13 protein-coding genes and 3 pseudogenes are annotated in these 12,247 nt (G+C 38.2%); 7 read left to right on the top strand and 9 right to left on the bottom strand.

Translation table 11 applies throughout. From position 1 onward, the window contains the following. Positions 1-98: 98 nt before the first annotated feature. The 7 genes and pseudogenes from DQQ01_RS00795 to DQQ01_RS00765 all read left to right on the top strand — a co-directional run bounded on the left by DQQ01_RS00795 (position 99) and on the right by DQQ01_RS00765 (position 4,268). The gene (locus DQQ01_RS00795) at positions 99-608 is read left to right on the top strand and encodes an SLOG family protein (protein WP_111917785.1); all 510 of its coding nucleotides are present in this window, start codon (positions 99-101) and stop codon (positions 606-608) included. Positions 609-673: 65 nt separating this feature from the next. Further along, a complete protein-coding gene (locus DQQ01_RS16175; RefSeq protein WP_242980463.1) occupies positions 674-829 on the top strand; it encodes a DUF3789 domain-containing protein in 156 nt (51 codons plus the stop codon). Then, a complete protein-coding gene (locus DQQ01_RS00785; RefSeq protein WP_111917784.1) occupies positions 826-1,845 on the top strand; it encodes a DUF5688 family protein in 1,020 nt (339 codons plus the stop codon). The genes DQQ01_RS16175 and DQQ01_RS00785 overlap by 4 nt, the downstream gene beginning before the upstream one ends. Positions 1,846-1,865: 20 nt before the next feature. Next, positions 1,866-2,162: pseudogene (locus tag DQQ01_RS00780) on the top strand (toprim domain-containing protein); the annotation flags it as partial. 297 nt (positions 2,163-2,459) lie between these two features. Continuing rightward, positions 2,460-2,681 (top strand): hypothetical protein, encoded by a 222-nt coding sequence (locus DQQ01_RS00775; RefSeq protein WP_330407580.1) that lies wholly within the window; start codon positions 2,460-2,462, stop codon positions 2,679-2,681. Next, positions 2,653-2,859: a helix-turn-helix domain-containing protein gene (locus DQQ01_RS00770; RefSeq protein ID WP_108980170.1), complete on the top strand. Its 207-nt coding sequence runs from the start codon at positions 2,653-2,655 to the stop codon at positions 2,857-2,859. Before DQQ01_RS00775 ends, DQQ01_RS00770 begins: the two co-directional genes overlap by 29 nt. A 20-nt stretch (positions 2,860-2,879) precedes the next feature. After that, positions 2,880-4,268 (top strand): site-specific integrase, encoded by a 1,389-nt coding sequence (locus DQQ01_RS00765; protein WP_199797974.1) that lies wholly within the window; start codon positions 2,880-2,882, stop codon positions 4,266-4,268. 571 nt (positions 4,269-4,839) lie between these two features. Here the strand turns inward: DQQ01_RS00765 and DQQ01_RS00760 are convergent. From DQQ01_RS00760 to DQQ01_RS00715, 9 genes and pseudogenes are all read right to left on the bottom strand, one after another. Then, positions 4,840-5,814: a translation initiation factor 2 gene (locus tag DQQ01_RS00760; RefSeq protein ID WP_111917783.1), complete on the bottom strand. Its 975-nt coding sequence runs from the start codon at positions 5,812-5,814 to the stop codon at positions 4,840-4,842. Between the two features lie 15 nt (positions 5,815-5,829). Continuing rightward, a pseudogene (locus DQQ01_RS00755) lies at positions 5,830-6,268 on the bottom strand (DUF4869 domain-containing protein). Positions 6,269-6,411: 143 nt separating this feature from the next. After that, positions 6,412-6,954 (bottom strand): type III toxin-antitoxin system ToxN/AbiQ family toxin, encoded by a 543-nt coding sequence (locus tag DQQ01_RS00750; RefSeq protein ID WP_111920784.1) that lies wholly within the window; start codon positions 6,952-6,954, stop codon positions 6,412-6,414. Between the two features lie 418 nt (positions 6,955-7,372). Further along, a pseudogene (locus tag DQQ01_RS16170) lies at positions 7,373-7,813 on the bottom strand (DUF4869 domain-containing protein). 189 nt (positions 7,814-8,002) lie between these two features. Further along, a complete protein-coding gene (locus DQQ01_RS00735) occupies positions 8,003-8,677 on the bottom strand; it encodes a hypothetical protein (RefSeq protein ID WP_330407578.1) in 675 nt (224 codons plus the stop codon). Then, on the bottom strand, positions 8,670-10,064 hold the full coding sequence (locus tag DQQ01_RS00730; RefSeq protein WP_111917779.1) for an AAA family ATPase: 1,395 nt from the start codon (positions 10,062-10,064) through the stop codon (positions 8,670-8,672). The genes DQQ01_RS00735 and DQQ01_RS00730 overlap by 8 nt, the downstream gene beginning before the upstream one ends. Before the next feature lie 204 nt (positions 10,065-10,268). Further along, the gene (locus tag DQQ01_RS00725; protein ID WP_242980462.1) at positions 10,269-11,282 is read right to left on the bottom strand and encodes a tyrosine-type recombinase/integrase; all 1,014 of its coding nucleotides are present in this window, start codon (positions 11,280-11,282) and stop codon (positions 10,269-10,271) included. A gap of 98 nt (positions 11,283-11,380) precedes the next feature. After that, on the bottom strand, positions 11,381-11,653 hold the full coding sequence (locus tag DQQ01_RS00720; protein ID WP_072447333.1) for a hypothetical protein: 273 nt from the start codon (positions 11,651-11,653) through the stop codon (positions 11,381-11,383). A gap of 30 nt (positions 11,654-11,683) precedes the next feature. Next, positions 11,684-12,094, bottom strand: a complete 411-nt coding sequence (locus DQQ01_RS00715; RefSeq protein ID WP_009247020.1) for a peptide deformylase — start codon at positions 12,092-12,094, stop codon at positions 11,684-11,686. Positions 12,095-12,247 lie beyond the last annotated feature (153 nt).

Genomic DNA, 12,247 nt, shown 5'->3' with positions numbered 1-12,247 from the left:
CCGCAAAGAGAAAAAGGGTATTATCGTTGACTTGCTAAATAAAATCTATTACTATGTGAAAAGTGAAGAATTTTACCTATCAGATGGAGGGATGACCGATGAAAGGAAAGACCTGCTGTGTTACCGGACACAGGGATTTACCGCAGAATGAGATCAACAAAATAAAAGCCGCTTTGGAACATGAGATTGATGCTGCCGTTACAGATGGATTTACCTGTTTTATGAGTGGCTTTGCAGATGGCGTGGATCAGTATTTTGCAGAGCTGGTATTGGAAAGAAAGCAGACTAATCCGGTGCTGGAACTGATCGCAGTGATCCCTTACCGCAAACGTCTGGACAGCCTGAATAAGAAAACGAGAACCCGTGAACTGCTGGAAGCTTGTGCGGATGTTGTTGTTATACAGGAAAAATATCTCCCAAGCGTCTACTCCCACAGAAACCGCTATATGGTAGAGCACTCCGACCGAGTGATCGCTGTATATGATGGGCGGGAAACCGGCGGTACGGCAAAGACGATCCGCTTCAGCCACTGGATGAAGAAGGAACTGCGGGAAATCCCGGTTGGAGAGATCGTCCTGCCGGATTACTTGAAACCAAAAACAAAATAGATACCTGTTGATGCGCTCACTTTGAAGTGGGCGTTTTTCTTTACCCATTTTTAGGAGGAATGCTTATGTGGAACCTGATTTCACATTTCCTTACTTTTGCCGGAGGAATGGCTTCCGGCGTTATGCTGATGTGTATTATGCAGGTCGGAAAAGAGAATACAGAACATTCCGAAACCAAACACAACGCAGATCTGACGGACAAAAAGGAGGACAACGATTGAATCAGAATTTTGTAGAATATGTAAAAAGCCATATTAAGGAATACCTGCCTATGGAATACCAGAACGCAGTAATTTCCATCAATGAAGTAACAAAAAGCAACGACCGGATGCTGACCGGACTGACGATCCTTTTACCCGGAGAACGGGCTGCACCAACAATCTATTTGGAAGCACTCGCCGAGCAGGTAGAACGCGGGATGCCTTTAGATACTGCCATGAAACAGATCGCACAGATCCAATTGGAAAATTACAACCGGGTTCCGCTGGACATCTCTATGCTGGAAAACTATGAGGCGGTCCGGCCTATGCTGGCGGTACAGATGTGCGATCCAGAAACAAATCAGGAATATCTGAAAGGAAAGCCTTATACTTCCTGCGGGGAGCTGGCGGCTTATTACAGGATTCAGGTTGCGGCAGATGAGGAAGGAACTGCTTCTGTTGCTGTTACCGAAAGCATGATGCAGATGTGGGGGATCACAAAAGAACAGCTCCATAAAGATCCCATGCAGACCGCAAATGCCAGAAGTCCTGTCTGCCTTTATGACATGGAAGAAGTCATGGCAGAAAGTATCTTCTCTGTAAAACCTGAAAACCTCTTTAACCAGGAGGAACCGCTGGATATAGGGTTTGTACCCATTTATATCCTGACAAATCAGGAAAAATTAAACGGTGCGTCTGTGTCAGTACAGGAAGGCGTTCTGGAAAAAGTCGCTGAATTGCTTGGCATCAATTTTTATGTCCTTCCGTCATCGATCCATGAGCTGCTGATTTTGCCGGATAATGGTTCCATGCAGCTTTCCGAATTGGAAGCTATGGTACGGGAGGTCAATGCTACCCAGGTAGCCCCGGAGGACCGCCTTTCGGATAAGGTCCAGTATTATGACCGTGAGACAAAGCTGCTGCAACGTGGACAGGAAAAAAGCGTTTTAGGACGGCTCTCGGATAAAAAAGCACAGCTTCAGCAGGCAGATCAAACAATACCGAAGCAACCCAACCGCAGTGAAGTAAGTTTGTAAGAAATGGAGGTTACAAAAATATGAAACTTGTGATTGCAGAAAAGCCCTCTGTTGCTATGTCACTGGCAGCAGTATTAGGCGCAACAAAAAGAAAAGATGGTTATCTCGAAGGTTCCGGCTATCTGGTGAGCTGGTGCGTGGGACATCTTTTGGAACTGGCACAGCCGGAGGCTTACAAAGAAAAGTACACCAAATGGCGGTATGAGGATTTTCCGATCCTACCGGAAAACTGGAAATATGAAGTTCCAAAGGATAAGAAAACGCAGCTTGCTCTTTTGTGCCGGCTGATGAAGGACAAACGGGTTGATTCCGTGGTATATATTCTAAGAGCAGAATATGTAGAAAATTGCGAATATAAAGAGTAAAAAGCGAATGTCTGCGGACTGATACAGGAAACATAACCGATATAATTTTCTCCCAAGGAGGTATCAAGCAGCCGATTCAGGTTCCTCCTTGATGGGAGGAAATGCCTATGCGTCTATGCAACACAGATTCGCAGATAAACTGCTTTACATTCAGTCACCTATACGTCGTAGTCCAGTTCGTATGGATTGCGGCGTTTTTGGTTTCGATTTTTGCCATTAACTCAAACATCGAAATTGGAGGAAATTACTATGAAGAAAATCAATCTTCGGGATTATTACCCGTATTATACACAGGACATGATCGTTGAGGTGCCGGATGAAGTTGCTTTGTTGCTTCGGGAATATATGTTGTTGGAAGAAGCCTACCGGATTCGTACATACCGCTATAAAGCATTTTACTCTCCCGGTACATTGTCTTTGTCGGTTGCAGAAAGGAGGCAAAATGAGTCAGACAATGAACAGTGCACCTAAAAATGTTCCTGAACAACGAACTTACAAAGTAGAAGATATTGCCGTTATGTTAAACATTGGTCGTACATCTGCTTACAGTCTTGTAAAAGAGGGACATTTCAAAATTGTACGGGTTGGTAATGCCATACGAATTTCCAAAAAATCATTTGACGAATGGTTAGACGCACAGGCGTTCTAACTTAGAAAGGAAGATCGAATATGGCATCTATTATCAAACGTAAAAAATCTTATTCCGTTGTTTATAACTATATTGATGAAAATGGAGAAACAAAACAGAAATGGGAAACCTGGCATACCCATAAAGAAGCGCTGAAACGGAAAGCGGAGGTTGAAAACCAACAGAACAATGGTACATTCCTTCCTCCGAATAATCAGAAAGTTTCAGATTTTCTGTATGATTTTGTTTCCACGTATGGGGAGAAAAAATGGGGCGTGTCTATGTATGACAGTCAAACAGCCCTGATTGCCAACTATATCAATCCGATTATCGGCGATATGGAGGTTCAGGCAATTACTCCCCGTGTGGTAGACAAATACATTCAGACTCTTCAAAAGACCCCTCCTGTTTGTAAGAGGAACCGAAAACCGAAAACAGAGTTTGTTTCCAATCAGAACATTGAGAAGATCATCAAACTTCTCCGGTGTGCTTTTAAGCAAGCTGTTCGTTGGGAATTGATTGGAAAAAATCCTTTCGACAATGTGGTCCTTCCAAAAACCGAATATAAAAAGCGCGACATTTGGGATGCTGAAACGATTCGTCTTGCTCTGGATCAGTGTACCGACAATAAACTGTATATTGCCATGAACCTTGCTTTTGCGTGTTCTTTGCGCATGGGGGAGATTCTTGGACTAACCTGGAAAAATGTTCATATTGAGGATGAAAACATAGCAACTGATAATGCTTATATCTACATAGAAGCAGAACTGGCACGAGCGTCCAAACAGGCGATTGAGACGTTAGGAGAAAAAGACATTTACCATATCTTTACTCCGTTAATGCCGAATACCAGCACCCGGATAATCCTGAAAAAACCAAAGACAGATTCCAGCATCCGTAAGGTCTGGCTGCCTAAGACAGTTGCCTATATTCTTCGGGAATGGAAAAAATCACAGGAAGAATTAAAAAGTTTTCTTGGTGATGAATATCAGGACTTCGATTTAGTGGTAGCACTGCCAAATGGCAGACCTTGTGAGAATCGGATTATTGAGAAAGAGTTTTCACTGTTGAAACAGAAAGCAGGGCTCCCAAACGTTGTATTCCACTCTTTGAGGCATTCCAGTACGACTTACAAGCTGAAACTCAACCACGGCGATTTGAAGGCCACCCAGGGCGATACAGGACATGCGGAAATTGATATGATTACAAAGGTATATGCACATATCCTTGATGAAGATCGAAAGGTAAATGCTCAAAAATTCGAGAACGCTTTTTATGCTGTCAACAGAGATTTAAGAAATGTGCAACCTCCGCAGGAACAGTCCCAGGCAGCAACATTAGATCTGGCAGCCCTGATTGACCAGCTTCAAAAATCTCCCGAACTGGCACAAACTCTGGCAGCGCTGATTGCAGGAGAAAAAACGGTCTGAAATCTCCAATTAGCAAGGAAGCTATTTTTATTAGCAAGGACATCGTTTCTGTTCGTTTCCAATTAGCAAAATATAAGTTCCAACTCATAAACATACATTAACCTCCAATAAAAGGAAGATGGTTTTGTCTAAAGAGTACAACTAAACAAAAAAAGCTGTAAACCCTTGAAAACAAAGGCTTACAGCGTTGTTTCTGGCGTCCCAGAGAGGATTTGAACCTCCGACCCCACGCTTAGGAGTGCAAATAGGTGGTGTCAATTCCGGACAAGAACTATCATTATAAATCCTTTAAAGTCAAGTCTTTTTTCTACTTCCGAGTCAAATCAAGTCAATCTCTGTACCCCACATATATGCCTTAGATAAGACCTGTTTATTAGCAGAATATTTGCATCAGCTAATACTTGGGGAATACCTTCGTGTCACCACCATTATGAAAAATATGGCTACCATCATTCAAGCATTCGAGAATGATAAACAATATGAAATTGAATTGATTTCTATACATATAATACCGTACTTTAGACTGCTTGTCTACGGTGTTTTGACTACTAACTTATAACTGTAGTCTTTTTTATTTTTTCCATGTCAGACTAATTTTTTCTATTTTCTCAAGGATTGTCTCCTTAATCACATCCTGTAGATATGCCGGATTTAATCTCTTTTTCATATATGCAAGATATGTATCTTTCGTTTCATCAATCAAAACTGCTGTAAAGAATCTTTCCCAACTGAAAAAAGCTTCACTATCTACATAATCATATGGAGCATCCAATATTTCAAGTACATGATTATTTTTCAAAATTCCGGCAGATAAAATCAGCCACTCAAAAGACTCCGGTAAATACAATGCCACATTTTCGTATCCTTCTATCAACCTCAATACCCGGTCAATTTCTGATCCAAAAGCAGCACCATCCGCAATGACAAGTATTTTTTCATTCTTATGCTCTCTCAAGTAATGGAATACATTGGATTTTCCATTCATAGTTTCACATCGTAAATGATTTTCCCGACACACATAATCGAAAAACTGGTATCCCGAATTACTGTCTTCGGTAATTATCAATTCCGGCTTTATGTCTTTCTCACGGGTAAGTGTACCATATATTCGATAAAATTCATGGTAACTCTGCTTCAATGTTCCATACTTCCCGGATGTCCGGATCCCATAAATTTCTTCCACACTATATGGTAAAGCTGGCAAGGATTCTCTCGTTACAATCACATAATAATTATCTGTTTTCTGAATTTCTCTGGCAAACTCCTCAGTCTTGATAAAATCATTTCCCTCATCAATAAATACAATACTGTCCGTAATCTCCGCCAGTTGTCCTTTCCACAAAGCACCTTCCAGCACATAACATTTCTTATCGCATGTCAAATCTACCGGACTGCCTGTTGGATTGTTCACATATTCCTGAATCATATCTACAAGAGTAGTTTTCCCCGTAGCGCTGTCCCCGCGAATGATCGTCAAATTTCTCCGAATTTCAAAATCATATTTTAAGCGTTTTGTTGATACAATAACTCTATGTTTCCCTCTCATCGTACCACCCCTCCATTAGACAAATTCTCCTGCAATCGGTACCAGTTCTTTCATAGAATGAACAATTTCATTAGTATTCAAAATACGAATCTCAAAAGGTTCCTTACCGAAATCCATCAGATGCCTCAGATTTACAATCCTGTCTTCCGATTCTGCAATTTTAAGCAGCCATTTCGCACAGTTATCTCCACAGGTTGATACGTTGAAAATTTTATCCTTATTAAACTTAAAAAGGATTAACGTTTTTACTCCTCCGGATAAACCGGTTGGCGGAATCTTGCCTAAAACCGGACTATCTATTACTCCACTATCCAAAACTGTTGACTTATCTACATCCTGAATCATTTCTTTCACAAAAGGATCTACGATCCAACTGTCTTCATAATCATATTTGAAATAAGCCGATGTATTATATACAGCTTCTTTCCATATCACCATAATAAATATTCAGCATAAAAATCCCTTCCTTTTTTACGTATATTGTGATTTTCATTAAGACTTTTCAGGTATTTTCCTGATCTAAACATACTCTCCTGCACTATCAACATGTTCCAACTTCAACTTTGCTCCCATGATACAATAATATTTCGCTCATAATCAACCTCCATACGAACTACTTTTCCAATTATCACATTCTTTTTCTAATGCTACAAAATCAAGGCAACTCTGTACCACCCTATTTTCATCACCCGATTTTCTTTTACTATAAAGTACTTTCGCATTCTTTATTATCTTCTTCTCATTTTTACGAATATAAATGATCTCTTCGTTGATAAGATCCTTGTATGCCTTATCTGGTTCATTTCCCACATCGTAGAGTTCAAGTGCTTCGTCTGGAACTGGTATCATCGTTCCAATCTGTAATGTACCCTTCAATTCCTTTTTCTCCCCAGTACCTGCTACTATTCTCATAACAATAAGAGAATCTTTTCGAATAGTTTTCTTTCCACCCACCATGATATAATCATGCTTGTCCTTCGGAGAAGATAGCGGTATGTAATATTTATGTGTTTCTATCTCAATAACAGCCCCCAAATACTTTCTTGTATGTATACGTGTATCTTCCTTATTTGAATATACTCTTGGAAATTTCTTCCTAATATAGTTAATGTATTCATCTGAAATGCTATATAATCGCATAATTAATTTGTCCTTTCTAAAAAAAAGAAGCATCCGTGGATGCCTCTTGTTGTTAAACTCTCCACTTAAACGGCAGGAGCTCTCCGGTTGTTAAACCTTCCACTTAAACGGCAGGAACTCTCCGGTTGTTAAACCCTCCACTTAAACGGCAGGAGCTCTCCGAAATGATTACATCATTCTAATCTAGTATATGCAATATCGTAAGAATATTGCATATATCTCTAATTACATTCTATCAGATATCAATCTTTTTTCAAGTACTCTTGAAAAAATTTTTATGACCGCCGATTTCTTTCCTCACTAAGATATCTGTCACTAAACCCATTCCATAATAATCCCTGTGGTATATTAAACATATTGGCATCCAAAAATATAAGTGTATTTAGTGTATTTAGTGTTTTTCAGGCATTTACTTGATTTAAACATACTCTCCAGCAATATCAACATATTCCAACATATTATGAATAATATCACCTGTATTGAGAATTTCTATTTCAAAATCCTCATCTCCAAAATGCATAATATGTCTCAAATTTATTGTTAAATCTTTTGTCTTTGCTATAGATAGAATCCATTTTGCACAATCATCTCCACATACAGACGCATTAAACACTTTTCCAGATTAGTCAAATGCCATCAGCATCAATGTCTTTACAGAACCTGACAGTTCTTTTATGGAAATCGGTCCTAATACCGGGCTTTGTATCAGATGAGAACTTATCACATCTGACTTATCTACAGCTTTAATCATTCTGATTGATAATTCGTTTGTAATCCATTCATCCTCATATCGATTATCGAAATAAGTCGGAGGATGATAAATCGCTTTCTCCATATTCCCTAAATATATTTTTAACATAATAATTTTCTCCGTTAGACAAATTCTCCGGCAATCGGTACCAGTTCTTTCATAAGGGTTATCATCCATTCCTTTATTCTTTCGTCCATATTACACCCCATTCTGGATGAAACTTTCAATAGTTGGATAAAAACTGCTGTTTCAAATATATAAACCTAAATTAACTCGTTGTGCTAGATTAGTAATTTATCACTTAAAAATCAAATGCATATTCGTGAATCTTTCTAATGAATGTTTTTCCTTTTCAATAAATTGCCAGGTCTGTTTAAAAGTACCCGGAGCAATTAAATCATCTTGAGAAATAAATTCAACAAAATCCTCTACTTTTCCTTCATACTTTTCTGCAAAATCATCAGCCATATCTGCCTTTTCATCATCTGTAAAATCTTTCAATTCATTAAAAAGAACATGCTCCAAATTACAGGAATTAAAATAGATTCTATAACTGACACCATTGATTTTCCCGGAAGAATATAATTTTGATAATATTTCTGCTTTTTGAGTATGCTTTCGGATTAAATAATCCGGATATTTCGTCTCTATACGATTCAGATAATATCTGACTCCCTCAACATCTTTTTCCACAATCGCATCATCACAAAAGGCTCCATCCATATCAACAATGTGTATGATTTTTAAAAAGTCCTCTCTTTTATACCCGTATTTTTGTTTTACTGATTCAATTAAGTTGTTAATCTTGGAAAGTATATTATCAGTTGATGTATAATCCTTTGTCGTGATATCTCCATGAACTACCACAAACTGAATTTCTGCACTTGAAAAATATTCTTTTAAAATGGAACCCAATGCAGCTTCATCACTCGGTCCTTCTACAATAACTGCAATTACTTTTTTCTCATTCACCGCGAACACCCCGCCCTGCTTTTCTAAATGCTCTGGCAATTTTCAAACTATCGGTTTCTTCATAAATTTGTTCTGATTGACCGCCCAATGTAATGCTTCTGATATACATATTGCGAAGGTTGTTGCTTTCCCTTACGTTCTTCATATGGATATAACGATTATTTGGATTCGTAGTAGAGAACATAATGCTTTCCTTATCAATCATTTCAAGTGCCCGAAGATTATGTGAAGTGAAGATCAATTGTCCTTTTGCACTCTTTTTGAAAATATCAAGCAGCTCTCCCAACATATATTCAAAAATTCCAGAATCAAGCTCGTCAATCACAAGGCAAATCGAAGGATTTCCAAATGCCTGTATAAGTGCATTCAGAATGGAAATGATTTTAATAATTCCTTCCGACTCCATTCTAATCGGAATCTCTTGCATGCTCTCTCTCTTTGACATTAGTTCCAGCTTCCATCCTTCTTCTCCATTATCCAATGACTGTTTCCCGTAATTTTTAATCGTTACCTGCAATCCCGGAATGATTGTGTATAACACAATATTAATCTGTTCAACAATTGTCTCTAACAGATTTTTCCTTTCCTCGTCCACCAAGATCGGTTCTGTCAAAGATACCGTAAAATCCCCTTTTGCCCCCATGTTATCATTTTCAATCCGAAATGCCATCGGCAAGACAAAATTAGCGGAAATCACTCCTGAATGGGTATTCCGAATCACAAATAAATCTTTCAAAGCAAATTCAAACAAAGAAGAAATAATAACCGAAAATTGTTGAAATCCATTTTTATATTCTCTGCAGAATATTTCCCGACTGCTTTCACCAAAAATATAAGAGCAATTACTTTTTTCTGCCATTTTACGCGCTACAATCAAATCTGTTTTTATTTCTTTATTTTCTTCCAGTATTTCATCCAGTCTTTTTTGTGGTTTAAAAATGACATTCGCTTGATCTCTTTGGTAATCCATAAATACAGTCTTATTTGTTCTGATTCCATTTTCATTCTTTGCAGCGCTCAATGTTTCCCGACTGATAATAACTTCTTTTTCTTCTCTGCTAAGACTTAATCTGTATCCTATTTCAAACACAATACCGTCCATAAAAATATTGAAATCTGCAAAAATTTCAGCAATATCGGAATCCATGTCCATGTAATCTTCTAATGACTGATCCAGATCGACCCCTATCATTACTTTTTGTAAAAAATACAAGGCATCCACAATTGCTGTTTTTCCTGAACCATTTTGTCCGTAAATCCCAAGTATTTCTGCTTTATCTGCTGATAAAATTTTGTTTACAGTATTCGGCATATATATAGTGCCTTTTTTTACATTTTTAATATTTGTCAACTGCAACGATGACAAACGAACAATCGGCCTTCTCATCTTTATTCTTCTCCTTACAACCATCATTCCACACTATATGTTATGCTATAACGATACCACAAAGCATCAGTTTCTTCAATATTTTTCTCTGTTTCCGAATTTTTTATTCGTTTCTTTGAATTCTATTTTGTGTTTTTGACTTGTTGAAAATTCTGCACATCGAATTTTCCCACTAAAATTTCACTATTTTTTCACTATTTTTCATTACTTCATTGCCTTCGCCAGTGATGCCAGCAATGCTTTCATTTCCGGATTTGCCAATACTTTTGCAAGAAGCTCTGCATCTACATCTTCTGGTACATCTACTGTCTGAGTTGCTGTTTCATCTCGCATCTTTGGATCCAGATTTTTCTTTTCATAGAAGGCTTCCTCAAATAATTCTGCGTTTCGTCTTCGATCCTCATCAATAATATGGGAATACACATCTGTTACCATATCCACTTGTGAATGCCCGGAATCCCCTTGAACCGCTTTGATATCTCCGCCATTCAGTTTTAATTTATATGTCACGCTGCTATGTCTCAAACTATGAAAGACAACCGGCGGAAGATTATATTCTTCGATCAGTTTATTTAATTGTCCCCGGATTGCTCCGGTACCAATGGGATTTCCAAATGTCGTTGCCATCACCAGATTATAATCTATATATTCCTCGCCTAAGACTTCTTTTACTTCGTCCTGCTCCGCTTTCCATTCAACCAACATATTTGCAACACTCTTTGGAAGAAATACCTTACGGATACTGCTCTCTGTCTTTGGTGTTTTCAAAATCTGAACAGTTTTGTTGGTTTTATGCTGCGAAGGAAAAACCAGCAACACATCTTTCCCTTCCAGATTTTTCAGAGTTTCCTTTGTTACCCGTTGTGTTTCCTTATTGATATAAACATAAGCTCGATTCTCTTCGATTGCTTCCGGAGAAATATCTACACAGTCCCAGGTCAAACCAAGCAATTCCCCTAATCGTAGGGAACAGGAAAATGACAGATTAATTGCCAGCTTCAACCGTTCATCTTCACAGACATCCATTGCATACATTAAAGTTTCTGCTGTCCAGATTTCCCGTTTCTGCGATTTATGTTTCGGCACCGTTGCATAGGTACAAGGATTTTTTTCTATCATCTCCCATTTGATTGCCTTTAATAATGCATAGACCGTCGGGCGGCTTACATCTAAAATCTCCTGAATCTCTTTTACGGTATAACATCTTTTTTCTGACATATAAAAAACCCTCTTTCTTCTTTCATATAGGAAGGAAAAGATCCTTCTATATAACGAAAGGAAAAAGAGGATTTTTACAGGGTGACTAATAAAAAAATTTATAATCCATTTCTATAAATCTCATTTATAACAGCCTGCGCCTGCTCCATTTCTTTTTTCTTTATGATTTCTTCCCGGTCACTTAGGATTGCAATCATTTCATCTATCACATCTTCCAGTCTAGGCTCTGTGTAACGATACAAGTATCCCAACATCCTGGTCGCTGTATAATCTGTATTCAGATTCTTATAGGCTATTTCTGCACAAAGTTCTTTCGGATATCCTTTGGTAAGTAAAACCTTATATAATTCATCTGTTCTTTCCGTTCCCATAAAGTATCACTCCTGTAAATTTCTCTCGGCTTAAATCAGTATGCCCTCCAAATGATCCAGCTCATGCTGACAAATCTGTGCGGTCCAACCGTCAAGTTTCAATTTCTGTTTCTTCCAATTCATATCCAGATATTCAACTTCTATCATCTGATATCTCGTTGTCTTACGCACTCCTGTAAGAGATAAGCATCCTTCTTCAGTTTCATAAGGTGATTCTTTTCTTACCAATACAGGATTAAACATTACCACATCTACGAATCCCATATTTACAATAATGACACTTTTTTTCACACCGATCATATTCGCTGCCATTCCAACACATCCCTCACGGTTCGCAGCTAACGTATCCATTAAATCTTTTCCAACTTGAAGATCGGCTTTTGTTGCCGGTTCAGATTTTTGTCCCAGAAAAAATATATCTTTCATAATTGGTTTTACCATTTTCTTCATACCTCTATTCTCAAAATCGTTTTTTTTGCTTTGTTCTGAATTGTAGTATAGCAGTTTTTTTACTTTTTTTCTATCTCACCCTGTATTTTCTGCCCTGAGCCTTTCGTTATATGAGAGGGTTAATCTTTCAAGAGCAAGATCCAC

Source organism: Blautia argi, from assembly GCF_003287895.1.
GTDB lineage: Bacteria > Bacillota > Clostridia > Lachnospirales > Lachnospiraceae > Blautia > Blautia argi.
Note: the sequence above shows the minus strand (reverse complement) of the source record. Positions and strands in the feature narration are given on the sequence as shown.

Excerpts from the sequence above, each read along its gene's own strand:
- DQQ01_RS00795 (WP_111917785.1), top strand. The coding sequence starts at position 99 with ATGAAAGGAAAGACCTGCTGTGTTACCGGACACAGGGATTTACCGCAG.
- DQQ01_RS16175 (WP_242980463.1), top strand. The coding sequence starts at position 674 with ATGTGGAACCTGATTTCACATTTCCTTACTTTTGCCGGAGGAATGGCT.
- DQQ01_RS00775 (WP_330407580.1), top strand. The coding sequence starts at position 2,460 with ATGAAGAAAATCAATCTTCGGGATTATTACCCGTATTATACACAGGAC.
- DQQ01_RS00770 (WP_108980170.1), top strand. The coding sequence starts at position 2,653 with ATGAGTCAGACAATGAACAGTGCACCTAAAAATGTTCCTGAACAACGA.
- DQQ01_RS00765 (WP_199797974.1), top strand. The coding sequence starts at position 2,880 with ATGGCATCTATTATCAAACGTAAAAAATCTTATTCCGTTGTTTATAAC.
- DQQ01_RS00760 (WP_111917783.1), bottom strand. The coding sequence starts at position 5,814 with ATGAGAGGGAAACATAGAGTTATTGTATCAACAAAACGCTTAAAATAT.
- DQQ01_RS00750 (WP_111920784.1), bottom strand. The coding sequence starts at position 6,954 with ATGCGATTATATAGCATTTCAGATGAATACATTAACTATATTAGGAAG.
- DQQ01_RS00730 (WP_111917779.1), bottom strand. The coding sequence starts at position 10,064 with ATGAGAAGGCCGATTGTTCGTTTGTCATCGTTGCAGTTGACAAATATT.
- DQQ01_RS00725 (WP_242980462.1), bottom strand. The coding sequence starts at position 11,282 with ATGTCAGAAAAAAGATGTTATACCGTAAAAGAGATTCAGGAGATTTTA.
- DQQ01_RS00720 (WP_072447333.1), bottom strand. The coding sequence starts at position 11,653 with ATGGGAACGGAAAGAACAGATGAATTATATAAGGTTTTACTTACCAAA.
- DQQ01_RS00715 (WP_009247020.1), bottom strand. The coding sequence starts at position 12,094 with ATGGTAAAACCAATTATGAAAGATATATTTTTTCTGGGACAAAAATCT.